The organism is Novosphingobium sp. BL-52-GroH, from assembly GCF_044813085.1.
Classification (GTDB): Bacteria; Pseudomonadota; Alphaproteobacteria; order Sphingomonadales; family Sphingomonadaceae; genus Novosphingobium.
The window spans coordinates 954,324-979,594 of record NZ_CP171152.1 but is presented as its reverse complement, the minus strand read 5'-3'; the positions used below and the strand labels follow the sequence as shown (position 1 = coordinate 979,594).

General features: G+C 62.8%; 21 protein-coding genes. 7 read left to right on the top strand and 14 right to left on the bottom strand.

Annotation, left to right across the window (positions count from 1 at the left end):
- Positions 1–80 precede the first annotated feature (80 nt).
- The 5 genes from ACFFDA_RS17300 to ACFFDA_RS17280 form a co-directional block, all read right to left on the bottom strand.
- Entirely contained in the window at positions 81–1,274 is a 1,194-nt protein-coding gene (locus ACFFDA_RS17300) for a GIY-YIG nuclease family protein (RefSeq protein ID WP_404482029.1), read from the bottom strand.
- Positions 1,267–3,339 carry a pseudomurein-binding repeat-containing protein gene (locus ACFFDA_RS17295; protein ID WP_404482027.1) on the bottom strand — a complete coding sequence of 691 codons (2,073 nt, stop codon included), beginning with the start codon at positions 3,337–3,339 and terminating at the stop codon, positions 1,267–1,269. The genes ACFFDA_RS17300 and ACFFDA_RS17295 overlap by 8 nt, the downstream gene beginning before the upstream one ends.
- On the bottom strand, positions 3,336–4,517 hold the full coding sequence (locus ACFFDA_RS17290) for a hypothetical protein (RefSeq protein ID WP_404482026.1): 1,182 nt from the start codon (positions 4,515–4,517) through the stop codon (positions 3,336–3,338). Before ACFFDA_RS17290 ends, ACFFDA_RS17295 begins: the two co-directional genes overlap by 4 nt.
- A gap of 209 nt (positions 4,518–4,726) precedes the next feature.
- Positions 4,727–6,217 (bottom strand): ATP-binding protein, encoded by a 1,491-nt coding sequence (locus tag ACFFDA_RS17285; protein ID WP_404482025.1) that lies wholly within the window; start codon positions 6,215–6,217, stop codon positions 4,727–4,729.
- Positions 6,214–8,943, bottom strand: coding sequence for a class I SAM-dependent DNA methyltransferase (locus tag ACFFDA_RS17280; RefSeq protein WP_404482776.1), 2,730 nt, complete (start codon positions 8,941–8,943; stop codon positions 6,214–6,216). The genes ACFFDA_RS17285 and ACFFDA_RS17280 overlap by 4 nt, the downstream gene beginning before the upstream one ends.
- 107 nt (positions 8,944–9,050) lie before the next feature.
- On the opposite strand from ACFFDA_RS17280, the gene ACFFDA_RS17275 reads away from it, so the two are divergent.
- Both ACFFDA_RS17275 and ACFFDA_RS17270 read left to right on the top strand, forming a co-directional pair.
- The gene (locus tag ACFFDA_RS17275) at positions 9,051–10,832 is read left to right on the top strand and encodes an AAA domain-containing protein (protein ID WP_404482024.1); all 1,782 of its coding nucleotides are present in this window, start codon (positions 9,051–9,053) and stop codon (positions 10,830–10,832) included.
- Between the two features lie 286 nt (positions 10,833–11,118).
- The gene (locus ACFFDA_RS17270) at positions 11,119–11,991 is read left to right on the top strand and encodes an HNH endonuclease (protein ID WP_404482023.1); all 873 of its coding nucleotides are present in this window, start codon (positions 11,119–11,121) and stop codon (positions 11,989–11,991) included.
- Here ACFFDA_RS17270 and ACFFDA_RS17265 read toward each other — a convergent pair.
- Positions 11,929–12,300 carry a hypothetical protein gene (locus tag ACFFDA_RS17265; protein ID WP_404482022.1) on the bottom strand — a complete coding sequence of 124 codons (372 nt, stop codon included), beginning with the start codon at positions 12,298–12,300 and terminating at the stop codon, positions 11,929–11,931. The genes ACFFDA_RS17270 and ACFFDA_RS17265 overlap by 63 nt on opposite strands.
- Positions 12,301–13,089: 789 nt before the next feature.
- On the opposite strand from ACFFDA_RS17265, the gene ACFFDA_RS17260 reads away from it, so the two are divergent.
- Both ACFFDA_RS17260 and ACFFDA_RS17255 read left to right on the top strand, forming a co-directional pair.
- Positions 13,090–13,632, top strand: coding sequence for a recombinase family protein (locus tag ACFFDA_RS17260; RefSeq protein WP_404482021.1), 543 nt, complete (start codon positions 13,090–13,092; stop codon positions 13,630–13,632).
- Between the two features lie 33 nt (positions 13,633–13,665).
- On the top strand, positions 13,666–13,938 hold the full coding sequence (locus tag ACFFDA_RS17255) for a hypothetical protein (protein ID WP_404482020.1): 273 nt from the start codon (positions 13,666–13,668) through the stop codon (positions 13,936–13,938).
- A gap of 3 nt (positions 13,939–13,941) precedes the next feature.
- Here ACFFDA_RS17255 and ACFFDA_RS17250 read toward each other — a convergent pair whose 3' ends face one another.
- On the bottom strand, positions 13,942–14,205 hold the full coding sequence (locus tag ACFFDA_RS17250) for a hypothetical protein (protein WP_404482019.1): 264 nt from the start codon (positions 14,203–14,205) through the stop codon (positions 13,942–13,944).
- A 116-nt stretch (positions 14,206–14,321) separates the two neighbouring features.
- Between ACFFDA_RS17250 and ACFFDA_RS17245 the strand changes: the two genes are divergently transcribed.
- Complete coding sequence (locus ACFFDA_RS17245) at positions 14,322–14,600, top strand: hypothetical protein (RefSeq protein ID WP_404482018.1); 279 nt, start codon at positions 14,322–14,324, stop codon at positions 14,598–14,600.
- A gap of 70 nt (positions 14,601–14,670) precedes the next feature.
- Here ACFFDA_RS17245 and ACFFDA_RS17240 read toward each other — a convergent pair whose 3' ends face one another.
- From ACFFDA_RS17240 to ACFFDA_RS17225, 4 genes are all read right to left on the bottom strand, one after another.
- A complete protein-coding gene (locus tag ACFFDA_RS17240; protein WP_404482017.1) occupies positions 14,671–14,850 on the bottom strand; it encodes a hypothetical protein in 180 nt (59 codons plus the stop codon).
- Between the two features lie 418 nt (positions 14,851–15,268).
- Positions 15,269–15,430, bottom strand: a complete 162-nt coding sequence (locus tag ACFFDA_RS17235) for a hypothetical protein (protein ID WP_404482016.1) — start codon at positions 15,428–15,430, stop codon at positions 15,269–15,271.
- A 144-nt stretch (positions 15,431–15,574) separates the two neighbouring features.
- Positions 15,575–17,008 (bottom strand): SRPBCC family protein, encoded by a 1,434-nt coding sequence (locus ACFFDA_RS17230; protein ID WP_404482015.1) that lies wholly within the window; start codon positions 17,006–17,008, stop codon positions 15,575–15,577.
- Positions 17,009–17,180: 172 nt separating this feature from the next.
- Positions 17,181–19,481 (bottom strand): ATP-dependent helicase, encoded by a 2,301-nt coding sequence (locus tag ACFFDA_RS17225; protein WP_404482014.1) that lies wholly within the window; start codon positions 19,479–19,481, stop codon positions 17,181–17,183.
- A gap of 117 nt (positions 19,482–19,598) precedes the next feature.
- Between ACFFDA_RS17225 and ACFFDA_RS17220 the strand changes: the two genes are divergently transcribed.
- On the top strand, positions 19,599–20,228 hold the full coding sequence (locus tag ACFFDA_RS17220; RefSeq protein WP_404482013.1) for a hypothetical protein: 630 nt from the start codon (positions 19,599–19,601) through the stop codon (positions 20,226–20,228).
- A gap of 106 nt (positions 20,229–20,334) precedes the next feature.
- Here ACFFDA_RS17220 and rsmD read toward each other — a convergent pair whose 3' ends face one another.
- Both rsmD and ACFFDA_RS17210 read right to left on the bottom strand, forming a co-directional pair.
- Complete coding sequence (gene rsmD, locus ACFFDA_RS17215) at positions 20,335–20,895, bottom strand: 16S rRNA (guanine(966)-N(2))-methyltransferase RsmD (RefSeq protein ID WP_404482012.1); 561 nt, start codon at positions 20,893–20,895, stop codon at positions 20,335–20,337.
- Positions 20,892–22,481 carry a pseudouridine synthase gene (locus tag ACFFDA_RS17210; protein WP_404482011.1) on the bottom strand — a complete coding sequence of 530 codons (1,590 nt, stop codon included), beginning with the start codon at positions 22,479–22,481 and terminating at the stop codon, positions 20,892–20,894. The genes rsmD and ACFFDA_RS17210 overlap by 4 nt, the downstream gene beginning before the upstream one ends.
- A 127-nt stretch (positions 22,482–22,608) precedes the next feature.
- Here ACFFDA_RS17210 and ACFFDA_RS17205 point away from each other — a divergent pair, with 127 nt between their 5' ends.
- A complete protein-coding gene (locus ACFFDA_RS17205; protein ID WP_404482010.1) occupies positions 22,609–23,946 on the top strand; it encodes an AmpG family muropeptide MFS transporter in 1,338 nt (445 codons plus the stop codon).
- Positions 23,947–23,949: 3 nt separating this feature from the next.
- On the opposite strand, the gene ACFFDA_RS17200 is transcribed toward ACFFDA_RS17205, so the two are convergent.
- Positions 23,950–25,266 (bottom strand): bifunctional folylpolyglutamate synthase/dihydrofolate synthase, encoded by a 1,317-nt coding sequence (locus tag ACFFDA_RS17200; protein WP_404482009.1) that lies wholly within the window; start codon positions 25,264–25,266, stop codon positions 23,950–23,952.
- Between the last annotated feature and the right edge of the window lie 5 nt (positions 25,267–25,271).

Sequence of the window (25,271 nt, the reverse complement as noted above, 5' to 3'; positions counted from 1 at the left end):
TACCGCAGTGAATGAAGAGAGTACCCGCACTGCCTTCGCTCGGCTCATACTAGCGGCCGAAGGCAGGTCTGGTAACATCATCATGCAGACACCAGCGCCGCCCGCTTCGGGTCATAAATGTAGCCGGTGATCGAGCCATCACGAATGCGGTCCACCGCCTCGTTGATCACCGGCAAGGGCACGAGAAACCACTCGCGCGGCTTGACCGGGCTTCCAAGCTGGACGATCAGATCGACCTGCGCCGCCGCAAATACTCGATGGATCAGTGCTTCGAGCTTTACCCGGTTGATGTTGAAGAGGGTATAGCTCGCCACGACCTCGACGCCTGCGAAAAGGTAGGTTGCCTCCTTCGCCGCGTTCGCGATCCGGGCCTCAATGGACCCGCCCGTTACGCCGATCTTGTGGATGAGATCACGATGTTCAGCTATGGTTGGGTGATCAGATTTGCTGCGCAGGACATAGATGGTGCCACTTTCGAGATCGCCATCTTCAGCCTGCCCTGCGAATAGCGGGCCTGCGTCCGGCTCGGTGATCCGTCGTCCAGCTTCGTCCTTGTAGAGCGCCCGTTGCAGAGATCGGAGCAGCAGATTGCTCTCTGTCGCGTTCGAATAGACTACTCGCAGACGCGCGTCGGTTTCGCCGTTAGGTGCGCGAATAGGGTCTCCGATCTCCGCGACATAAGCGACCTGCCCCCCAAGGATGAAGAACTGCCCCTTGGTAATGTCGGCCTTGAGGAACCCGGCGTCCTTCACGAACGGGCGCGTCACGCGCGCGCCGGTCTCAAGATCGCGCTCAACCTGCTCGAATAGCGGCTTGAAGGCGGCGAAGTTCTCACACTTCTCGCGGTTTGCGATTTCCTCAGCCGCACGGCGCTCGTCGGCGGATGGCACATGCCGCAACACGCGAATGTCATCAGCGGCAGGATCAACCGCGATCCCTAGCTCAGCGAGGAGGGCGTCGTCGTCGATGTTCTCGACGGGCGTCGCCGCTTCCGCCTCAGCCATGCTCAACAGGCCATGGGTATCAAGCTGCGTGAGAAGCTCGCGACATTCGTCGAGTTCCCGCAGGCGGTCGAGGCGAACGGCATAGAGCCGCTCGAAGATGTCGCGATCCTCACCGTGCTGCGGCGCGCGCCCGTGCTCGTCGTGGAAACGCACGACATCCTCAAACCCCGCGATGATCCGCTCCTCACGCGGGGTGTAGGTCCGGGCCTTGGGTTGCTCAATCGCTACGCCAAGTTCGGCAAGGAGTTCGTCGTCAGATAGGTCAGCCATTCGCAGCGGCCTTTGCACGGTAGCGGGCGAAGGCGGCAACCCCCTCCGCAAGCCGCTTCTCCCATGCATCCTGCGCGTTGATGTCGGGCAGGCGTCCGCGCTCCTTCTTGAACCGCAGCGCGCGCTCGGCGAGGTCACGAGCTTCCTCGGGTGAGATTTTCACCTTTCGCGCCGAGATGACCGCCTGCACCTGCTTGAGGATGTTGGCGTCCATAGATCGGGCCAGCACCGAATATGCCGCTTCAAATGGGTTGATGCTGTCGATCAGGTCGATGTCCAGATCGCGGACATCCATCGCGAACTTGCGCACGCCGTCGATCAGCGCGGTGTTCAGCTTGGGCTCGCCATCCTCGGCTTCACCGCCCCCGGCGAGCTTCTTCGCGCGCTGGGTCAGGTTGAGCGCGGCGATGGCGTGCTGGCGAACAGCCTCCTGATCCTCGGCACTCAATTCGGGATAGCGGTCGCGCACGATCGCGCCCATGCGAAGCTGGGTGAGTTCCTCGGGCACCACTTCCTCATCGAACATGCCGCGCTCAAGGGCGGTCTTGTCCTGCACGAACTGGGTGATGACCTCGTTCAGGTCTTCCTGACAGATGCGAACGGCCTCTTCGCTTTTGGGTTCGACAAGGCCGTTGATCTCGAAGTGGAACTGGCCGCGCTCCTCATTGAAGCCGACATTGGTCTGTCCCGGCTGATAGCCACCGGGGCCATAGTCGAAGTCATCGATCGGGCCGCGATCCTTGGGGGTGAAGGTGAACCTCGGCGCGAGCACCTGCTCCATCAGCAAGCTGGCGGCGATGGCTTTGAGGGTGTCGTTGATCGCGCCGACCACTGCCGCCTCGGAAGCGTCGGGTTCGGCGATCAGGTTGGTAAAGGTGGCGGTTTCCTTCCCCGGCGCATCGCGGGTGGCGCGACCGATGATCTGGATGATCTCGGTCAGGCTCGACCGATAGCCGACCGTCAGCGCGTGCTCGCACCAAATCCAGTCGAACCCTTCCTTCGCCATGCCGAGGGCGATGATGATATCGACATGATCCCGGTCGTTGCGGTGCGTGGGGTCTTTCAGCGCTGCGAGCACCTTGGCCCGCTTCGCCGGGTCGCTGTCATCGACCAGATCGGCGATTTTGATGATCCGGCCATCTGGCAGCTTCACATGATGGAAGCCGGTCTGGGGGTCGGCACCCTGCCATTCCCCCAGATACTCCATGATCTCCTCGACCTCCTTGATCTTGTCCTTCGTGCTTTCGCGCGAATTGACCGAGGGAATGTGGACGATCGTTTTCTTTGCCGGATCAAGGACGGCTTCGATCGCGCTCAGATACCGGTTTGAGTAGAAAAAATAGCCGATGTTGAGGGCCTTGAGATGCTCATAGCCGTTCAACTGCTCATAATAGGTATAGGTGACCGGCTCGAACCGGGCCTCGTCCTCGGGCATGAGAACCGGCACCGCATCGCCCCGAAAATAGCTCCCCGTCATCGCGACGATGTGCACATTGTCGCGGCGGATGAAGTCGGCAAGCTGGCTGCCGAGCCGATTATCGGCGCTGGCTGAAACATGGTGGAACTCATCCACCGCGATCAGCCTGTCATCGAACGCCTCGACGCCAAGCTGCTCGACCGCGAAGCGGAAGCTCGCATGGGTGCAAACCAGCACGCGGTCATCGCTCGCGAGAAACTGGCCGACCGCCCGGACTTTGGAGGGATCGACGCGCTCCTCATCCGGCCCCGGCGCGTTGCACAGATTCCACTGCGGCTTCACCGTCCAGTCGGCCCAGAAACCGAATTTGGAGAGCGGCTCATCCGAGAAGCTGCCGCCTATCGACTTCTCAGGCACGACGATGATCGCCTGCTTCAGCCCCTGATTGTGGAGCTTGTCGAGCGCGATGAACATCAGCGCGCGCGACTTCCCCGAGGCGGGAGGCGACTTGATCAGCAGATACTGCTCACCCCGCTTGTTGTAGGCGCGCTCCTGCATCTCGCGCATGCCCATCGCGTTGGGCTTGGCGGAGATGCCGGTGCGGGCGGTCTGAAACGAAACGGCGGGTATGGGCTTGGCAGTGGTCATGATTTCCAGTTCTCGGCTGCAACGATCGCAGCCTTCCATGCGCGATCAACTAGTTTTGTGTCGGCGAGGAAGAATTCCCCGCCGAGCGATTTGCCCTCGTTAGCGAGCAGCTTCTTCATTTCACCTTCCCCAGCCAGCGCGTGGCGCGACGAGGGAAACGGAGATCGCTGCTCCGCATAAGTGGATTTCTCGATCTTCCATTCGAAGGCACAAGCCGGGAGTGCGCCATTATGGGCATCGCACCGGGTCTGTGGGCTTACCGAAAAGCCGACCTTTATGATCGAATGACCGGATGCCTCATAACCGAGAAACTTGTCGGCGTCCCCGTGCAGGCGGAGGATGTAAAGATGGTTCGGTCCCTCGGCCTCACGGACCATATAGCCTGATTGAGAAACTGGCCCCGGTCGGCTTGGGAGCAGCACCTGCATTGCTGGTCCGGGAAGCTGTGGTTCGACGGGGGCACCGCCGTAGACGGGAATCTCAACGAGGTTGAGGTCCAACACGCGCCGTGCTTCGGAGGGCGTCAGCCGCAAGCACATCGAGCCGATGGCCCTCGCGTTCTTGGCATTATAGGTTTCGGGTGCGAAGTCCTCGATCGATGGGCGACATTCGGGCGCGACCCGCCACCCGCGCATCAGCTTCAGCGCATGCAGCCATTTGGCTGCGCGATCGGGATCGGCGCGCTCCCCATCTACGCGCTCAGGCGCGAGGAAGTCCCACTTTGTCCCGGTGCGATGCGAAACCTGCTGGACGCCCAAAACCTTCCCGCGCAGATCGGTTGACGCTCGACCAGCGGCATAGACGACGACAAGTGCCCCATACTTGCTCTTGTTCAGGAAGGCCGTTCTCATCCTGACATCGGTGAAGCCGAGGAGGCCCCAGCTTTCAGTCGTGAAGCCATACAGGCTGATCAGCCAGACTTCTGGCGGATCACCCTCGATAGCGGTCATCGGGTTGAGCATCGGATTGTGATCCACGCCATCCGCATGCGCGCGCTCGAACGCCTCGACGCTGCCATAGGTTTGGACGACCTTGGTCGGAGCGATCTGGCTGATGACGCGACCTTCCGTGGCCCAGCCGTGAGCCTCGAACATCGGGCCAAGCCCACCATAGAAAACACTGGCGATCTGATTGATCGCCCGCTTGTCCCACCCCGGCTGGCGGTTCGGTGCGCTCACGCCATTGGCCGCCATATACTATGAGGATGTGAGGCGAGAGGCACCGTCAAGGACCGAGATCCAGACCTAAAGCCGTCGAGGATCAAAACCCGATCAAGGCCAAACAGGGAACAGGTGTGCAGGAATATCCCTGTTTTCCCAGTGTTTTCCCCGTTTATCCACCCCATTCTCACCCCTCCAATCAAAACCCGATCAAAACTTTTGTAGCGTCATGCCCAGTAAGGAACATACCCGGCGCGCGGATGCTCAGGGTCTCCGGCGCGAATCAGGTTGGCGTCCAGTGCCAATCGGATCACAGCGGAGGCTTGCGAGGCATTGCGTTCCGCGATCCCAAGCCGCTCGCGCAGGCTCGCGTTGGTCATCCGATCGCCACTGACATATCTTAACGAGGCATGCTGATAGGAAGCGCGAACCCGTTCATCCTGCGTCATCTCGGCAAAGCTACGGGGCGCGAACAGGGCCGCTCGAACCGAATGATCTTCCTCGCGGAAGTCGGGCGGCGGAAGCTGGTGGAGTTCGGCTGAGGCCAGCACTTTGTCGATCCCGGTGCCCTGTTCCTCGCAAAGCCGCATCCGGCGCATCAACGATGCCAACGCCTCATTCCGCGAACGCGGCGGAGAATCGAGAAAGCGATCCGGCTTCATCAGCGGCTGTCCCGGATTGGTGATCTCCAACCGATCCTTGAACAACTCAACCAGTGGCCCCGTACCGGTGATCGTCATATCCTGATGGATCAGCGCATTGGCAACCAGTTCGCGGATCGCGATCGACGGATAGAGCGGTTCCTCCTCGCGGAAGGCTTTGCCGATATGCTCGTTGCTCGGCAGCAAGCCGTCGATGTAGTCGGTAAGGCCCTTGAACCCGCTGGCATATCCCCGCTGCCCGTCGCGACGGTGCGTCACCGTTGTCGCGCGGTTGGTCCCCTCATAAGCGACGAACCGAACGCCCTTGCGCGCGATCGAGGGTGAGAAGTCATTGAGGTTTTTGGCGAACAGCATCGCGCCGAGGTTGGTGATGTTCCACTGGCCTCCGACATCGGCCTCGATCAGCCGATCCGCGCGGAGCTTGTCGAATATCCCGGCCCGGTTATCCGGCAGCGGTTGGGCGGTGAGGTCGAAGTAGCTGCTGTAATCGAGCCGAGCGAGAACCTCATCGCCAGTGAGAAATTGAGCGGCGACGCCGGTTTCCCACGCATAGGGCTGAATCTTCGCCCAAAGCAGCTTCTGCCGCTCGGGATGGTCCGAGAGCCGGGGTGTGGCGCTGCCGATCCGAACATAGGCCGTCCGCTCAAATTCGACCGGGCTGGTCGCCGCAGCCGGAATTTCCAGCAGCACGAGCCGCTGCCCCTGATAGTCCATGCTCTTGAAACAGAAGGCGATCGCCGGTTGCAGGCACTGGCTCAGCCAGAAGTCGAGGGGCTGGTTCTTATGCTTGGTTGCCGAGGGTTCGAACGATGTGCCAACGACTGCGTGATCGCCATCGCGGACTCCCCAAACAACATACGCAAAATGCTGATCTGCAAGCCGCGCCGCGTTGGAGAGCGCCGAGATCAGCTTGCCGATCAACTCCGGGTCCGAATTATTCTCCTTGAACTCGACCCACGCCGCCTCCGCAGGCAAAGCCCGCAGATCGTCGATCAGCGCGTGCGTCCGCGCCTGCTCGCGCTGATGCGCATCCAAGGTTACCGTGCCATCGCTCACGCCGCCGCCTTCTTGGCAGTCATCTTTGCATAGAGATCGAACAACTTTTCGAGGCGCTCGGTGTCGTTACGGAAGCGGCGACCAATATAGATGCGTTCGAGCACCTCGTCGTTTTCCTCATGCGCGCGGCGAAGATCGTTGGGCATCTTATCGGGATCATAAAGTTCGGCAATCGTAGCTGGGAAATGGGCTTCGCGCATAAGAATAATGGCCTCGGCGCAGCGAGTAAGGTCATCCTTATTTTTCTCGGTAAGTTTGGGAAGCGGAAAGGTGTTCCACGAAAGCGTATTGGAATAGTTGATCCGAGTTTCCAATTTTCCACTTGATGATTCGACCCAAAGCCAATGCATTCGTGAGGAGAGCAATGAGAAAAGATGAAACGAAGGGGAGTAAATTCCGAAGCAGCGGTTCGTTATGATACTTTTTTCGGATAAGATTACCGGGGTCAGATATTCACGGCTTTCCGAAGCCACGCACGGAATAGCAAGAAAATCTCCATCTTCTCGCCTAATTTCTGTAAAGCGATGTGGCCGGTCCGCCCAATCCTGCGTGGCCTTTTTTGTGCTTTCAAGCCGTGAATTTCGAACTATCTGCAAGCGATCCTGAATAAATTCATGTTTCATTGCGCAGTCAACGGACTCGTTTTCGACCCATATGCAGTAGCGGACTGCCCCGCTGGCAATCTCATCTGCGCCTACAAGATTACGGATAAAATGATGTTGAACTTCACTGTCGAGGACAGAATACTCACTCGACGAAAGAATCAGCCCGCCGCCACAGGTCGGCTGATTACCTTTCAGCATCACGGGAAGCGAGTTTATGGGATTTGTCGCCTTTTTAATCCACACATTCTCCATAGGAAGCAAGTATGGAGAAATATTGCTGGTCTCGCGGCAACCATCACCATCATAGAGAAAAGCGCGAGAGCCCGACTCTGTCGTCAAACCAATAATCACACAGGTTACGCCCGCATTACGGCTTGCCAGATTGGCCCACTTGAATGCTGTATGGGCGAAGAAAATGCGCACATTCTGTTCAAAAATGGATTTCCATAGCGGGTCTACCTGACTTCCCTGCGTAATGGAATTAGTCGTCACAAAAGCTGCCGACGATTGCACATTCTTCGCATAATTTAAAAATTGTAACAGCCAACCTGCCACATAATCCAAGATACGAGAATTGCTTCCGTAGGGTTGTTGCAATCGCAACAGGTCCGATTTTTGATCGGCACTTTGATCGTTGCTCCAGATGTATGGAGGATTTCCGCAGAGGTAAGTCTCTCCGCCAGCGTTTTCGAAGTCTATTTCCGATTGATTGAGGGGTGTCTCGAAGAGGTCATCTCCTCGAACCCTCACTCCTGTCCCAGTTGGCGGACAGATGTTCAGCCAATCCAGCCGAAGCGCATCACCACAAGTGATCCAATTTTCCGAGTTGAGGGGTAGGAACTCGGCCAATGCCTCCTGTTGCCCACGATGCAGCACATCGCACTGAAACTCTGCGATTATGAGGGCGAGGCGAGCTATCTCAGCAGCGAAGTCACGAAGTTCGATCCCCCGAAAGTTCGTCAGCGGTATTTCGCTGCGCCGGTCGGGTTCGCCTCGTCGCCGGTTAATCTCAGCCTCGATCTCGCGCATCTGCTTGTAGGAGATGACGAGGAAATTGCCGGAGCCGCATGCAGGATCGAACACCCTGATCCGCGCCATGCGGTTGCGCAGGTTGAGCAGTTTGCGTCCATTGTCGCCCGCCTCTTCCAGCTTCCCGCGCAGATCGTCGAGGAACAGCGGGTTCAGCACCTTCAGGATGTTCGGCACGCTCGTGTAGTGCATGCCGAGCGCGCCGCGCTCCTCGTCGTCGGCCACGGCTTGGATCATCGACCCGAAAATGTCCGGGTTGATTTTCTTCCAGTTCAGGTTGCCGATGTGGTTAAGGTAGGAGCGAGCTATCTTGGTGAAGCGCGGCACCTCAGTGCTGCCGCTGAAAAGCTGGCCATTCACATAGGGAAATTGATTGGCGTAGCGCGCGATCCCCACTGACTGGCGATCCGCGATCTTCGTGTCCATCGAACGGAAAATCTCGCTAATGACCGTATGCGTGTCCGACGAATCCCGCGCGCTCATCTGCTCCACCGTCTTGGTGAACAGCCCCTCGCCGACGAAGATGTCCGTATCCTCCGCGAAGAAACAGAAGATCAGCCGCGCCATGAAGTGGTTCATGTCCGGGCGGCGCTCGGCATTCGCCCAGTCCGGGTTATCCTTCAGAAGCTCGACATAGAGCTTGTTGAGACGGCCCGTCGCACGGATGTCGAACGAGCTTTCCCGGATTTGCTCGACAGTGGTGATGCCCGCCAGCGGCAGGAAGAAACCGAAGTGATCCGGGAAATCGGCATAGTCGCACGCGACCGTCTCACCGCTCGTCCGATCCTCGGCCTGAAAAGAATCGCCGTCCGTCGCGAGGATGAACTTGGACTTGGCCGTAGCCGTCTTCGGGCTATCGCGCAGCAGACCCAGCGTGGCCTCGACCTCACCGGCATTGCAGGTTGCGATGTGGATGTTGCTGCGCTGGAGCACGCCTCCGACATCCGACTGGTTGGTCAAGCCTGTCCGTAGCCGCTTGATGGTCGTCTCAGGGTTGCCGAAGGCGCGCAGGAACGAAAAGGGAAACTCCCCCCGGTCAAAGGGTTCAAGCGCAAGCTGCGAAACGGCTTCTTCGATCTCAACAGGATTCATCCCGACAGCATAATGACGAGGGCGGGATGCCGCCAGCAAAACGCATTCCTCGTTGCAAATTCATACCTTTCCAACCACTCTCTCAGCCAAGACATCGGGGGAACGCCGTGGGGCTTACGCGCGAGAGGATCATTGAGGCGCTGACCAGCGAGCGGGCGCTGACCCTTCAGGGTGCGCCGTTCACGGTGCTGGGTGCCGAATGGGCGGACGAGTTTATCATTCTGTCGATGAAGCCGGGAGCCGCGCGGAAGAAGGTGGCGCTGGACGAGGGGCTGGAAGGCGGGCGCATCCGCTCGGGCCGCGAGCTTGAATTCGGCGGGATCATCAAGTTTGTCGATGTCGATAACGACCGGGTGGTGGTGCAGCCGCTGGAAGGAGCCGCACCGAAGGAGGGTGACACGGCATGGGTCTTCCTCAACGACTTCCTCGGGCCGCTGATCGAGATGTGGCAAGGGCCGATGGCGGATCGAGCCGCCAAAGCGCTCAAGCAGTCGAAGGTGGATGTCGATCCTATTCAGGAGATGAGGCCCCTCCCGCCTGACTTCGCAGACCTTCGAAAACGGCAGGTCGAAGCCGTGCAGAACACCGCCTATCGATGCTCCATCGTGATCGGCCCTCCCGGCACCGGCAAGAGCTATACGATCGGTGCTATCGCCGCCTATCTGCTGCGCCGCTTCCCCAAGGCCCGTATCCTCGTCGTCGGGCCGACCAATGTCGCCGTGGATACCGCCATCCTGTCGATCGACGACTGGCTACAGCGGATCGGCAGGCGCGATCTGGCCGCGCAGGTGAAGAGGATCGGCGCGCATTTCGATCCGCGCAAATATGTCGATCGACCACATCTGCTGGCACCGGGGATCGCCGAGAAGGTCAATGAGTATCTGGTGCTCGAAGCTTCCGAACCGCCCAAGGCGAAGATCGCCGACTATGTGAAGTGGAAGGGGCGGATGGACGCCGCCCGCCAGAATCTCAGTGCTGACATCGAGACCACCGCCGCCTCCGCGCGCGTCGTCGGCGTCACCGTCGCGACGGCGGTGCGCTGGCATCACTGCCTGCAAAACCCGCGCTTTCCTTTCGTACTGTGCGATGAAGCCTCACAGGTGCTCGGCCCCGCCGCGATGATGATGGCTGCGCTGGGCGCGCAGACCATCTTTGCGGGCGATCCCCAGCAGCTTTCCCCCATCGCCAGATCAGACAGCGCGGCGGTTCGCGGGGCTCTCACCCGTACCGCCTTCGATGTGTTCGCCCATGTAAGAACCGCGCGGCTGAACGAGCAATCGCGTATGGCGCAGGCCATCTGCCACATCGTCGGCACGACATTCTATGGCGGTGACCTGCTCGTCTGTAAGAAGGCCAACCGCGACGAGAGATGGCGGGCGAGCCGTTCGCCCTTCTTCGTTAACGGTCGCGAAGTGCCGAGGGTCTGTTTTGATCCAGTGAGGGAGGAAGCGACCTTCTCGGCCAAATATGGTGGTTTCATCCGCTTCGAATCCGCTAAGCTAGTGCTTGCAGCGCTGGATGAACTGGCGGGTTCCTATGTGGACCTAAAGGACATCGTGGTCCTCACACCTTACCGGGCGCAGGTGGCCCTGTTGCGTTCAATGCTCCGCCGCGATCACGGACGAGTGAGTGTAAGCACGGTGCATCGCGCGCAGGGCAGCGAGCGGACATTGGTCATTTTCGACCCGGTCGATGCGTCGAGTACTTTCTTCAAGGGCGCTGAGGGCGACCGCCTCATCAATGTCGCGATCTCGCGCGCGAAGGCGCACGTTGTAATCCCTTATCATGTCAAAGATCTCCGTAAGCCTGCGATGAAGCAGATGTACGAGGTAGCGACAAAACTATGGCAAACTGCCGGAGCCTACGCTTCGCCTTTCAGCTTCAGGTGATCTCTTTTAGTACGTACCGCATATTGACCTGACCAATTAGCCCCGCAATCTGCGCTTTCAGCGAGATCATCAACGATCCGCGTCTGGAGCAGAATTGATGGCGATTACCGAGGATCACGTAAGGGCAGCCTTCGTTTACGTGAGGCAGAATAGCTTCGACCCTGCGCGGGAATCCACCAGATACGACGTGATCGATCCCCTGACTGGCGAACGCTTCCCTCCTAAGGTCATCCGCGAGCGAGCAGAGACCATAGCTAGGTTGCCACACGAGCCAAGGAGCGGCGGGATGGCTACCAACCGCATCTTGAATGATCTCGGCTTCTGCACTGTGTTCAAGGACGGCGCATACGGCTTGAGCGGGGACCACCATGTCGCGCGACCGGAGATGTTCGCGGTCCGCTGGCGGTCCGGTCGATCGCAAGGTTGGTCGAGCCTCTATCCAGCAAGTTGGTTTGAGAACGAGGGCCATTGGTTAAGGCGTGAACACCGCACGAACGGCCCAAAGGGCGGATCGTACGCCTCATGGTGCTCAGTCGAAGTTTGTGAGGGTCATGCCGATCTCAGCTACGGCGGAGATCACGAGAAGCACAATGAAGGGCACCTCTTTATCGGCACTGTCCGTTTAGTCTTCGCCGACGATCAGCGGATGGCAGTTGAGGAAGTATGGTGGCAATCTGATGAGCCGGGTGCCGAGTTCGTTCTTGAAGACGTGGACATCTTTCCGCTTGCGGATCGGTCTGACGATCTTGCGACATTCGATCCAACCAACATCGAGGATGGCCGTCGAAAGATCGAGCGTTTGGTCACCCTCCGGCAGGGACAACGAGCATTCAGGCAAGCGCTGCTATCCGCGTATCAAGGCCGATGTGCGATCTCGGGGTGTGATGTGGAGGAGGTCCTAGAGGCTGCGCACATCATGCCATACATGGGAGAGCACACGAATGCCGTGACCAATGGCTTGCTGCTGCGGGCTGACCTCCACACTCTTTTTGATCTCGGGCTTATAATGATCGACGCGGATTACCGCATTTCCGCGAGTGAGAAGATTGGAGGGGCGTTTTCGCTCCCTTCTCATATTACAAATTTGCCAACCAGCTTAGCGCTTCGCCCAAGTTCGGCTGCTTTGGAAGAGAAGCTTAAGCTGTACCCTGAACGGTGACGCCCATTCCTTGCCCGAACCCTTGGGGTCTACGATGAGCGGATTCCCGAAGAACTGGTAATCGCGAGGTCGAGCGTCCCCGGCAGCGACCCGTTCGGCTTCGAGATGATTTTGGCCGTGGATGAACTGGTCCCGAGCCATGCAGTGATACGTCACCTGCCCATCATCGCGCGAGACCGCATCGGCGGCGAGCAGGGTTTCGAGCTTCGACGTTCCGCGCCGAGCCGCGCGGCGGAACAGGTGGACGAGCTTCTTGTCTGTGGATTCGACAGCAGCCAACAGGTCGCAGTCGTGCTTCTTCAACTTCATCTATTTCCTTCCATAGGTAAGCGTGGGCTGGAGGAAACAGAGATACCGAATCGCGAATCGCTGATTCAATTAATTTCTCACGTGGTTTTGTCCGCCCGCATGCTGCGGTCGTCCATGATGGCTTCCGTCCTCTCCGCTTGCGCTTCGAGGAGGCGTCGCCATCATTCGCTTCGTGATTTTAAAATCATCGCCCTGACCAAGGGGGTGCTTAGCGCACCCCACTCCTTTATTATAAGGAATATGCGCTAAGCCCCCCTTTGAGGTCTCCACCGCCCGACTGGGTGGGGGAGATGCCCAACGGGCAGAGGGGGAACGCAGTTCACTGCGTGGAGCGAAGCGGGGGAAGGTTGTCCCTATCGCACTCGGCAACCGGCCCGAAGGGCATAGAAAGGCGGCGGGTGACAGACATCGCGCTCGTCGCGATGGCTGGGCACCGGCTGCCTTTCCGAGCGACACGACATGCAAGCCCTGCTTGCGTGGCCGGGTCCTCGCTACACACGCCGCTCTTCGCAGCATGAACCCATTGTGCCTGACGAAGCCAACCGCTTCCTATGAGCACTACCATAGCGGTGCCCGTCCAGAACAGCGACGCGAAGTGCTGGCGATCAGATTCAGGAAACAAAATCAAACACTTGTTTCCACCGCGTACTCATGAGAATCGTGTCCCATCAGGGTAAAGGACCACTGGACGTCACAGGCCCCCACGAGATCACGTCTCAATGACGTGATTTTTAAAATCCGGGACGCCTTCGAGCCAACGTCTAAGAGCCCAATGCGACAGGAGGCAGCATGTTGGTAGGATATGGCAGGGTAAGTTCGCAGGGCCAGAGCCTCGACCTTCAGAACGAGGCGCTCGCGGCGGCGGGGTGCGACAAGGTGTTCACCGAGAAGATGTCGGGCCGGTCCACCATCGACCGCGAGCAACTCGCCATGGCTATCGACTTCGTCCGTGAAGGCGACACCCTCGTCGTTACTCGCCTCGACCGTCTGGCCCGCAGCGTCGGCGATCTCCACCGCATCATCGAGACGCTGACCGCGAAGGGCGTAGAGTTCCGCTGCCTCGCCCAGCAGGGAGTGAACACCGATAGCTCCTCCGGGCGGCTCATGCTCTCGGTCCTCGGTGCTGTGGCGATGTTCGAGAACGATCTGCGCCTCGAACGCCAGCGCGAAGGCATCGAGAAGGCCAAGCTCGCGGGCAAGTACCGGGGCCGCAAGCCCACCATCGACCCGGATCGGGTCAAGGAGCTTCGCCAGAATGGCATGGGACCGGCAGCCATCGCGCGGGAACTCCAGATCGCACGAGCTTCGGTCTACCGCGCGCTCGCGGCCTGACGTACCGTACCCATCGTCATCCCGGAGACCGCCATGACCGACAACAACGATCCGCCCATCATCGAATCTCCGCTCTCTCAAACCTTCAGCCGCGACGGCATCACCGTGCAGGTCGCGGTTTTTAAAATCGACGGCGATGCGGGCTGGACGTTGGAGGTCGTCAATGCGGAAGGGACATCGACCGTGTGGGAAGAGCCGTTTGAAACCGACACAGCCGCCTTCGACGCATTCCTACGCGCGGTCGAGACCGAGGGCATGGACACGTTCCTCGACGATGACACGTCGGGCTGGACCACGATCCACTGAGGATCATCTCGCCAAAAGGCCGCACAGCGCCCGGTACTGCAAGGCTGCGTCCGCGTTTTCAAAACCGAAGCGCACGGTGTCACGCCGAGATCGCTCCATCCGCCATGCACGCAGGCCCGTATGATGGCACCACAGGGCGAGTTCATCGCCGATATAATCAGGGCAATCACCCTCTTCCATCTGGATCGAGACTTCATCGACGATCACGACGGTATGGCTATGGCGGGACAAGCGCTCGTTCAGGGCTCGGAGAAAGAGTGTCATCATCACCTATTTATGGGTATCGGCACCCGAAAACTGCCGCTGCACGAGTTCATTTAATTAATGCATTCCCCTTCCGCCCTTTGGTAAAGATCAACTCACGTTATCAAAAGGAATACAGAATGCATTACCTCTACGCAGACTTCCGCGAGTTTGAAAAGTTTTCAAAACCAGATTCGAAGATCATGGAAATCTCCATCGCGGGTGTTCAGACGATAGTTTTTAAGCGCCTAGACAGCGCCATAAATTACAGGAAGGAGAATGAGGGTAACTTCACTTTCTTCGAAGGGGATCATCCCAGCGTACTCAATTATTGGGCCTACATCGAGAGAAGCGAGAAAGAGATCGAGATGCAAGCGGCCATGTATCGCAAGCAGCGCGATGCCGAGTGCGAATGGTAGGCTACTGATTCAATGCATCCGCGCCTGTTCGACCTTCATAGCGATATGTCAGGCAGGCGCGGTTCGCCTCTCACGGCGACGGATCAGCCGCCGGATCGCATGCAGACAACCATAGGAGGAACTCTTCCTTCGACATCGACGTACCTTGCGAGGCTGCCGAGGCCATGATCTTCGCGACGATCTCCTCAGGGACATCATCGACGCAAAGCGGGCAGGAACAAGGAGCGGCATCATGATCGACAAGGATCAATGCACGGTCCCCGACATCGGCGGCACATCTCCATCGACGCAGGACCGGCACTCCACACCGAGCAACTCGTCACCCCGGACTGTCACGCGCCCGTCAAGATCATTGAACCCCAAGCAATCCTCCAGATCGTCAGACCGGCATCATCATCCCAGCCTTCCGCGCAACGATCAATGGAATGATGCCCGACATCCTACCCGGCCATGACCACCCCGACGATCCCGTCCGACCTTCGACCCAACCATGGAGTTCCAGCATGACAGCACGCCCTGAAACGCCGCAGGCCGGGTATCAAATCGATGCCACAGACGCCGACCTCCCCAGCGCCGAAATCCCGCCTCGGCTGAACCCAGCAGGGCTCACCATGGTTTCCGGGGTATGCACCGGGACATTACCCCACGGAAGGGCCGGTCTACCGGGCTCAGGTGAACATCCAGCAGCCGGCGATGATAAGCCCCCACAGGGCGGTGTTGATCGACAGGATCCACGGCAGGCCGTTGGTCTTGGGTTCGGCCATCGCCGGGTGCGACATCCGGTCGTGGGGGTCGGAGGGTGCGGACGTGATCTTGGGAGCAAGGATCATGGGGCGGATCTCTCCAAGCGGGCGTGTTCCATGGAACATGACACACAAGCGCCGCCGGAGTTTCGCGGAGAAAGGTTCGCGGCCGCAAATTCGCCGCCGTTTCGGTGGTTTTGCGCCAATGGCGGGAGGCGTCGCCGCCGATGGTCAGAGGCCGAGGTCCTCGATTCCTCCGTCGAAGTTGCCGCCCAGCTTGGTGGTCGCCGCCGCCAGCTTCTCCGCGGGCTTGCCGGCGAGGTAGCCGTCGATGATGCGCTGGTAGTTGCTGATCATCCCCTCGACCTGGCTGGACAGGCGCATGAACTCGAAGCCGGTGGCGTGCAGGCCCTTCTGCTGGATCGGGATGTTCGAATAGTCCTGGCGCGGGATCGGCGGGAAGTCCGGGCTGTCGTAGGGGAGCACGGTGGCTTCCATGATCGGCTCGGGCTCCTCTCCCTCCGGGAAGAAGGTCAGCGACCAGATCTCGAAGAAGCAGCTTTCCGGGCCCAGCGGGCGGATACGGTAGGCCGACATCGAGCTGAAGTAGGGCAGCAGGAAGTAGTGCGGGAACAGGAATTCGACGGCGTTGATCGGGTGTGACTGCGTCACCGCGCACAAGTCCGGGATGGGCTCGCCCTTGGCTTTCAGCCGCTCGGAAATCTGGTGCATGACCATGCCCAGCCACATGAACATGGCCTGGTTGCGGTCCTCGGGCAGGCCTTCCTCGATGCCGATCATGCTGCGCGCAATCTCGACTTCCTTCTCGTGGATCATGCCGGCCATGCCTTCGCCGAGCAGGGCCATCGACTTGACCTGGAGTTCCTGGTTCTCGGTGTGCGAGAGGTCGTCCATCGCCATCTGGGGGAAGGGGCCGCGCGGCACAGCGTACATGCTGTCGTACATCATCGGCGCGGCGTGCTGGAGCTGCGGGTGCGTCTGCTGGACGTGGTAGCCTTCCATGAAGGCCTCCATCGCGATCTTCCAGTTGGCCGGAAGGACCGCGCCGTAGCACCATTCGGCGCGCAGCTTGTCGATGTTGTGGGCGTCGAGCCGGTCGGCAAGCGGCCCGATCGACTGGCGCACGGGCAGGGCGTCGTCGTCGTGGTTGATCCACACGCAGCCGATGAACGACTCGGCACGGCAGGGAATCAGGTTAAGTTCGGCATCCTGCATCTGGCGTTCGGAGAACAGGTGCTTGCCGTAGATCCGGGTGCTCTCGCCGTCCATGTTCCAGCGCCAGCCGTGGAACGGACAGACGAAGCCGCTCCTCGCGCAGTTGCCGTGCGCGGTGGTGTGCGAGGAACCCAGGGGCGAACCGCCGGCGAACGGCACGCCGCGGTGGCGGCAGGCGTTGTGGAAGGCCTTCACCCCGGTCGCGGTGCGCACCACGATCACCGACTTGCCGACGTTCTCGTACTCGATCCAGTCGCCGACCTCGGGAATCTGCTCCTCGCGGCAAGCCATCTGCCAGACGTTGGGCCACAGGTGGTCGAGTTCCGCCTGGTAGAAGTCCGTATCGAAGTAGCGCTTCACGGGGATGCGTTCGGGATCGTCGATCGGGAACGGCACCGGCCGCAGGCCGCCGTCTGCTGATTTGAGCACTCCCATACCTCTCGCTTTGCATCTTGTTCCTGTTGAACGAATGTACAGTGTGGGGTGCGGGAGGCAATCGAAGAGGGCCGCGCGGAGATCGCGGTCACGGTAAATGCGGGGGGCTTGCTGCCCGGCACGGGGAGGGGGAGGGGGAGGGGGAGGGGGAGGGGGAGGGGGAGGGTCAGGCCGGCTTCACGAAGCTGTCGATCACGCGCTTGCGGCCGGAGTGCTCGAAATCGATCTCCAGCTTGTTGCCTTCCTGCGCGGCGACGGCGCCGTAGCCGAACTTCTCGTGGAAGACGCGCATACCCACGGCGATGTCGGCGCGGGGCTTGGCGGCGAAGCTGGCGGCGCTGCGGGCGCTTTCGGCGACGCGCTTGGGCTTGGTGTCGAACTCGGCCGCCGCCGCGCGCTGCCAGCCGGGGCCGCGGGTGACGGTGCGCGAGGGATGGGCGCGGGCGACGTCGGCGAAGGGATCGGCATGCTCCGACCACTGCGCCCGCCATAGCGAGGCACCGCCCGAGAGCGTGGTCTCTGCGTCGACGTGGTCTTCGGGCAGTTCCGCAATGAAGCGCGAGGGGATCGAGCTGGTCCACTGGCCGTAGATGCGCCTGTTGGCGGCATGCAGGATCGTGCACTTGCGCCGCGCGCGGGTGATGGCGACGTAGGCGAGCCGGCGCTCCTCCTCCAGGCTGGCGAGGCCGCCTTCGTCGAGCGCGCGCTGCGAGGGGAACACGCCTTCCTCCCAGCCGGGCAGGAACACGTTGTCGAATTCCAGCCCCTTGGCCGCGTGCATGGTCATGATCGTGACCTTCTCCTCGTTCGCGGCGTTCTCGTTGTCCATGACGAGGCTGACGTGTTCGAGGAAATCGCCGAGCGTCTCGTACTCCTCCATGGCGCGGGCGAGTTCGACGAGGTTTTCGAGGCGCCCGTTGGCTTCGGCAGTCTTTTCGGCCTGGAGCGCATCGGTGTAGCCACATTCGTCCATGACGGCGCGCAGCAGGTCCGAGGGCTTCTCGGTGGCCGACAGGTCGCGCCAGCGGGCGAAGTCGCGCATCAGGGCGAGGAAGGTGTTGCGCGGGCGTGCGGGCAGTTCGTCGCTGTCGGCGATCTCGATGGCGGCGAGGGCGAGCGGGATGTTGCGGCGCCGCGCCAGGACGTGCAGCGCTTCGAGCGCCTTGGCGCCCAGGCCCCGCTTGGGGGCGTTGTAGATGCGCTCGAAGGCGAGGTCGTCCTGCGGCTGGGCGATCACCCGCAGGTAGGCCAGGGCATCGCGGATCTCGGCCCGCTCGTAGAAGCGGAAGCCGCCGATGATGCGGTACTTGAGGCCGATCGAGATGAAACGGTCCTCGAACTCGCGCGTCTGGTACTGGGCGCGCACGAGGATCGCCATCTGGTCGAGCGGGGCGCCCTCGCGCTCCAGCCGCTCGATCTCGTCACCCACGCGGCGTGCTTCCTCGGGACCGTCCCAGACGCCGACGACGCGCACTTTCTCGCCGGCATGGCGCTCGGTCCACAAGGTCTTGCCGAGGCGCTGGCTGTTCTCGCTGATGAGGCCCGATGCGGCGCCCAGGATTTCCGGGGTGGAACGGTAGTTCTGTTCCAGCCGGATCACCTTGGCGCCGGGGAAGTCCTTTTCGAAGCGCAGGATGTTGGCGACTTCGGCGCCGCGCCAGGAGTAGATCGACTGGTCGTCGTCGCCCACCACGCAGATGTTCTGGCGGCCTTGCGCGATCAGGCGCAGCCACAGGTACTGGACCTGGTTGGTGTCCTGGTACTCGTCGACCATGACGTACTTGAAGCGCTGCTGGTACTGTTCCAGCACCTCGCGCCGGGTGCGCAGGATGTTGAGCATGTGGAGCAGCAGGTCGCCGAAATCGCAGGCGTTCAGCGCCTTCAGCCGCTCCTGGTAGAGTTGGTAGAACTTCTGGCCCTTGCCGTTGGCATAGGCCTCGCTCTCGCCCGCGTCGATGTCGGAGGGATTGAGGCCGCGGTTCTTCCAGCGGTCGATGCACCCGGCGAGCTGGCGGGCGGGGAAGCGCTTCTCGTCCACGCCCTCGGCGACGATCAATTGCTTGAGCAGGCGCAACTGGTCGTCGGTGTCGATGATCGTGTAGTTGGACTGCAGGCCCACCAACTCGGCATGGCGGCGCAGCATCTTGGCGGCGACCGAGTGGAACGTGCCCAGCCACGGCATCCCTTCCACCGCCGGGCCGATCATGTGGCCCACGCGCTCGCGCATCTCGCGCGCGGCCCTGTTGGTGAAAGTGACGCACAGGATCTCGCTCGGCCAGGCGAGGCGATTGCGGATCAGGTGGGCGAGCCGGGTGGTGAGCGCGGCGGTCTTGCCGGTGCCGGCGCCGGCCAGCATCAGCACCGGGCCTTCGGTGGTCAGCACGGCATCGCGCTGCGGCTCGTTCAGGCCCTCGATCAGGACTTCGGGCGTACCCGGGGCAGAGGGAGGGGCTTGCAGATTGTTCACCGTGAACAACTAGGGAACGGCGTGGCCCGGTGCAAGCCCGCTTCGTCGCAGGCACGGAACATTCCCCGGCCCGGATCGTCGTTCCTGCAGCGATAAAAATATCTGGAGAGTGAGAAAATGCGCAAGTTGCTGTTCGCGGGGTCCGCCATGCTGGCCCTGCTCGCCGTCCCTGCCGCCATCCAGGCGCAGGACGCCCCGCCGGCTCCCGAAATGCCCGCCGCGCCGTCCGCAGCCCAGATGCCGCCACCCGCCGCGGCGCCGTCCGCCGCGACCGCGCCGATGCTGACGCCCGAGCAGAAGGCGAAGTATGACACCTGGCCGGCCGCGCAGAAGGCCGACTACGATGCCTGGCCCAACGACTACAAGGTCTACTACTGGACGCTCAACGCCGACCAGCAGAAGGGCTATTGGGCGCTGACCGCCGACCAGCGCGGGCAGATCTACAAGATGACTCCCGAACAGCGGCAGATGGCGTGGAACTCGGTGGTCCAGCAGATGAGCGGCGAGACGCCGAGCACGCCTGCGGGTCAGGCCAACCCTCCGGGCGAAGGCATGCCGACCGCGGGGGTGCCCGATCCCCAGGCCGCCGCCCAGGCCGCCCGCCCGGCGATGCCCGCCGACGAGAACTACCAGGGCGGGCCGTACAAGGGCGCGCTGACCCCGCCGCCCGCGACCGCGATGGACAAGAAGTACCCCAAGTGCAGCAAGACGGTGACCGACAGCTGCATCAATCCGCGAGGGAAGTAAGCCACGTCGTCCCGGGCTCGACCCGGGACGATGGCCCCGTGCGGGCTATCGCTTCCAGGATGTCCCGCGGTCCCGGATCAGATCCGGGATATGCCCTTGTGCCCGATCAGCTTGCGATCCGCCGCAGCAGGTGCAGCCGCGCCTTGCCGACGTCGCGTTCGGTTTCGACCTCGAAGCCCTTGATGGCGACGGGCTCGCCCTTGGCGGTTTCGAGGCTGACCCAGGTGGTCTCGCCGATCCAGCCCAGCCGCGCCAGCTTGTCGACCGCCACGGCGCCCGCGCCGGTATCGTAGGGCGGGTCGAGCAGGACGAGGTCGAGCGGTTCCTTGGCCGGGCCCAGCGACAGCACCGATCCGGCCCGCACGTCGCTGCGCCCTTGCGCTCGCAAGTTGGCGATGTTGGTCCGGATCGCGCGGACCGCCGCAGCATCCTGGTCGACGAAGAGGCAATGCGCCGCCCCGCGCGAAAGCGCCTCCAGTCCGAGTGCGCCCGACCCCGCGAAGAGATCCGCGACCTTGAGGCCCTCGAACGTGCCCAGCCGGCTGACCAGCATCGAGAACAGCGTCTCGCGGGTGCGGTCGGCGGTGGGGCGAGTCGTGTCGCCCTGCGGTGCGGCGAGCTTGCGGCCGCGCCATTCGCCTGCGATGATCCGGAGGCCGCCGCTCAAGCTTCGCTCTCCCCGGCCTCGGTGTCTCCGGCGGTGCCGGACGCTGTGCTGGCGTCGCGTGCCGCAGTGGCCTCCCGCGCCGCATTGGCTTCCCGCGCCTTGCTTTCCTTCAGGCTGCGACGGAAGTTCTCGAGGTCCTTCTGCGACACTTCGCCGGCTGCGCCCTTGGGCAGGTCGCCCAGCAGGAACGGGCCGTAGGAGACGCGCAGCAGGCGGCTGACCTGCAGGTCGAGCGCTTCGAGCACGCGGCGCACTTCGCGGTTCTTGCCTTCGGTGAGCGTCATCTCGATCCACTGGTTGCGCCCGGTGCGGCGCTCCATGTTGGCGTTGATCTTGCCGTAGATCACGCCGTCGACCTCGATGCCCTCCATCAGTTCTTCCAGGCGGGCCTGGGTGATGTCGCCGAAGGTGCGCGCGCGGTAGGTGCGCGGCACGCCGGTGGCGGGCAATTCGAGCTGGCGCTTGAACTCGCCGTCGTTGGTCAGCAGCAGCAGGCCCTCAGTATTGAGATCGAGGCGGCCGATCGGCATGACGCGGCCGGTTCCCGGCGGCAGGGCGTTGCGCAAGGCGTTGTAGATCGTCGGTCGCCCGGCGGGATCGCGCTCGGCGGTGATGAGGCCCGCGGGCTTGTGGAACAGGAACAGGCGGGTGCCTTCCGGCTCGGCGATCGGATTGTCGTCGACGGTGACGCCGGCGAGGCTGGTCAGCACGGTCGAGGGGGTCTCGATGACCACGTCGCCCAGCTTCACGCGGCCCTCGATGATGAGCCGCTCCACTTCGCGGCGGCTGGCGACGCCGGCACGGGCGAGCAGCTTGGCGATCCGCTCGCCTTCGCGCGGGGGGAGTGCCGGGTTCTTGGGCGTGGGCGCCGCTGCGCGCGGGGCCGGGCCGGGATTGCCGATCGGGCGCGCGGCGCGCGGGGCGTCGCTGCGGCCGTAGCGGGCGTCACGCCGGTCGTCTCCGGAGCGATCGGCGCGAGGCCCTCCGCGCGAGTACGTTGCGCGCGAACCGCTTTCGCGCGGGAAGCTGTCGCGGGCGTAGGTGCCCCGCGGCGTGCTTTCCCGGGGGGCGCGGCGCGCGTCGGCGTCGCGGGGGGCGGCATCGCGGCGCTTGTCGTCACGGCGGGGAGGACGCGGCGCGGCGCCGTCGCGTGGGAAGCCGTCGCGCGGGAAGCCTTCACGTGAGGAGCCGCGCGGTGCGTCGCGCCGGGCGGATTCGTCGCGTCCCAGCTTGCCGCGGGGGGCGCCGTCGCGGGAGTAGCCGCCCTGAGAGCCATCGCGCGAACCATCGCGCGAACGACCACGCGAGCCGCCGCGTGCAGCCTCGTCACGACCCGCCCCACCGCGCGAACCGCCGGAATTGTAACGGGAATCTCCGCCGCGAGGGGCGTCGTCCCGCGCACCGCCGCGGGCTGCGCCGTCGCGTGGCGAGCCCTGGCGCGGGCCTCCGCCACGCGATTCCCCGCGCGAGGAACCGCCGTAAGAGGAGCCTCCGAACGAGGACTTATCGCGCGAGCCGCCGCCGGAAGATCCGAAGGGCGGACGACCGCGGCCGGAGCCGCCGGACTTGCTGGGAGGTTTGGACATGCGAGCGCCCATACCTGTTGATCGCCGCTTCATCCAGCCTTCCCTTCGCGCGGAGGGCCGCTAAGTTGCGGAACGGTTCATGGCACGGGCATCGGCCGGGCGTCGAACGCACATCGAGGAGACAGGCGTGGACGCCGATAGCAGTGTTGAGCGTCGCGGTGTCTGGGGCTCGGTGAAGCCGTATTTCGAGCGGGAATCGCTCGCCGCGTTCATGCTCGGCCTGTCCTCGGGCTTTCCTTATGCGATGATCGGCGCGACGCTGACGACCCGGCTGGCGCAGGACGGCATCGACAAGAAGGTCGTCACCGCCTTCACGCTGGCGTTCCTGGTCTACAACCTCAAGGTCTTCTGGGCCTGGATCATCGACGGCGTGCGCCTGCCGGTGCTGCACCGCATGGGCCAGCGCGTCTCGTGGATGCTGGTCTGCGGGCTGGCGGTGATGGCCGCGGTGGTCAACCTCGCGCTCGTCGACCCGGCCGCGAACCTGCAGGCGACAGTGATCGCCGCGGTGCTGGTGGGCGTGGCCGGCGCCAGCTTCGACATCGTCATCGACGCCTACCGCATCGAGACGCTCAAGCCCTACCAGCTCGGCACCGGCTCGGGCATGAGCCAGTACGGCTGGCGGATCGGCTCGGCCGGCGCGGGCGCGCTGGCACTGGTGCTTTCGGCGCGATACGGGTGGAGCGTGGGCTACATGGCCTGCGCGATGTTCGCACTGCCCGCCATGCTTTCCGCGCTCGTCCTGGGCGAGCCGGAGCGCCGCAAGGTGGTGGTCGAGAAGAAGGGCGTGGCCGAGGTCTGGGCCTCGGTCGTCGGGCCCTTCGGCGAGTTCTTCCGGCGCAACGGGGCGTTCCTCGTGCTGCTGTTCATCCTCGTCCACAAGATCGGCGACACGCTGGCCAACCTCACCTTCCGCCTGCTGTTCGACGACCTCAAGTTCTCCAACGACGAGATCGCCATCTACGATATCGGCCTCGGGTTCTGGGCCTACATGATCGGGGTGTTCATCGGCGGAGTCGCCTATGCGCGGCTGGGGCTCAAGCGCTCGGTGATGATCTCGCTGGTCCTGATGGGCGTGTCCAACCTGAGCTTCGCGGCACTGGCGGCGGCCGGCCACAGCAACTGGGGCATGGCGGGCGCCATCGGGTTCGAGAACATCGCCTCGGGCTATGGCGGCGTGGTGGTGATCGCCTATTTCTCGGCCCTGTGCGACTTGCGCTACACCGCCTCGCAATATGCGCTGATCTCGGCGGCGGCGAGCGTGGTCGGGCGCCTGCTCACCGGCACCACGGCGGGCGCGCTGATCGAGGCGATGGGCTACGTGAACTTCTACCTGTTGACGACGCTGGCCTCGCTGCCGGGGATCGTGCTGTTCTGGTGGATGAGCCGTACCGGGCTGGTCGACCAGGCGATGGGATCGGCGGGTGAAGTCGATCCGGACCGCGAGGAAGACGTGTTCGCCTGACAGTCAGTCCGGCAATTCGCCGTTCTCGCGCAGCACCGTGCCGGCGAGGTAGAGCGATCCTGCGATCAGCACCGAGCGCGGATTGCGTCCTTCCAGTTCGCGCAGCGCCGTCGCGACGTCGGGCGCGCTCGTCGCTTCGGTCGACCACTGCGCGAAGGCTTCGGGTGGCAGGCAGTCGTGGCCCGGTACCGGAACCAGCGTGACGCTCTCCACCAGCCGGTGCAGCGGATCGAGCAGGGCGCCGGGGTCCTTGCCCGCGATCATGCCGATGACCAGGTGCGGCGCCAGTTCGCGCTCCTCGAGGAACCTTGCCAGCGCCAGGCCCGCGTCGCGATTGTGGCCGCCGTCGAGCCAGACCGTCGTGCCGGGGACCAGCCGGGTGAGCGGGCCGTCGCCCAGCAGTTGCATCCGTGCCGGCCACCGCGCCGCGAGGATGCCCTCGGCCATGGCGTGGGGATCGATCCGCAGCGCGTCCTGCCGGCGTAGCATGGCGACCGCGAGAGCGGCATTGTCGGCCTGGTGCGCGCCGGGGATATGCGGCAGCGGCAGGGTCAGCGATCCGGCGTTGTCCTCGAAGTACAGCGCGTCGCTGGTGGCGCGGGCCTTCCAGCAGTCGCCACGCCAATAGAGCGGCACGTCCTCGGCCGCGGCCAACGCCTGCAGCACGGCGATCACGTCGCTTGGATAGGCTTGCGTCACCAGGGGGACGTGGGGGCGGCGGATGCCGGCCTTCTCGAAGGCGATGCGGGCCAGCGGCTCGGTCGGCACGCCGTCTTCGGGGGCGAGGAGGAAGCGTTCGTGGTCGATGCCCAGCGTCGCGATCCCGCAGGCGAGCGGGGCGGGCAGGACGTTGGTGGCATCGAACCGGCCGCCGAGGCCCACCTCGATCACGCAGGCATCCGCCGGATGGCGCGAGAAGGCGAGGAAGCTGGCGGCGATGGTGACTTCGAAGAAGCTGACGTGCAGGCCTTCGGCGGCGTCCAGCACTTCGGCCAGCAGTGCTGCCAGCTCGTCGTCGGACACGAGTTCGCCGGCGATGCGGATGCGCTCGTTGTAGCGGACCAGGTGCGGGCTGGTGATCGCGTGGACGCGGTAGCCCTGCGCCTCCAGGATCGCGCGCAAATAGGCGCAGGTCGAACCCTTGCCGTTGGTGCCGGCGACGTGGAAGGCCGGCGCGATCCGAAGGTGCGGGTCGCCGAGGCGGGCCAGTAGGGCGCGGATGGCGTCGAGCCCGATCCGTCCCTGTGGCAGCGACAACGCCGCGAGCCGATCGAGCTGGGCCTGGACAGCCGGGGCATCGGACACCGCGAAGTCCTTCATTCCTC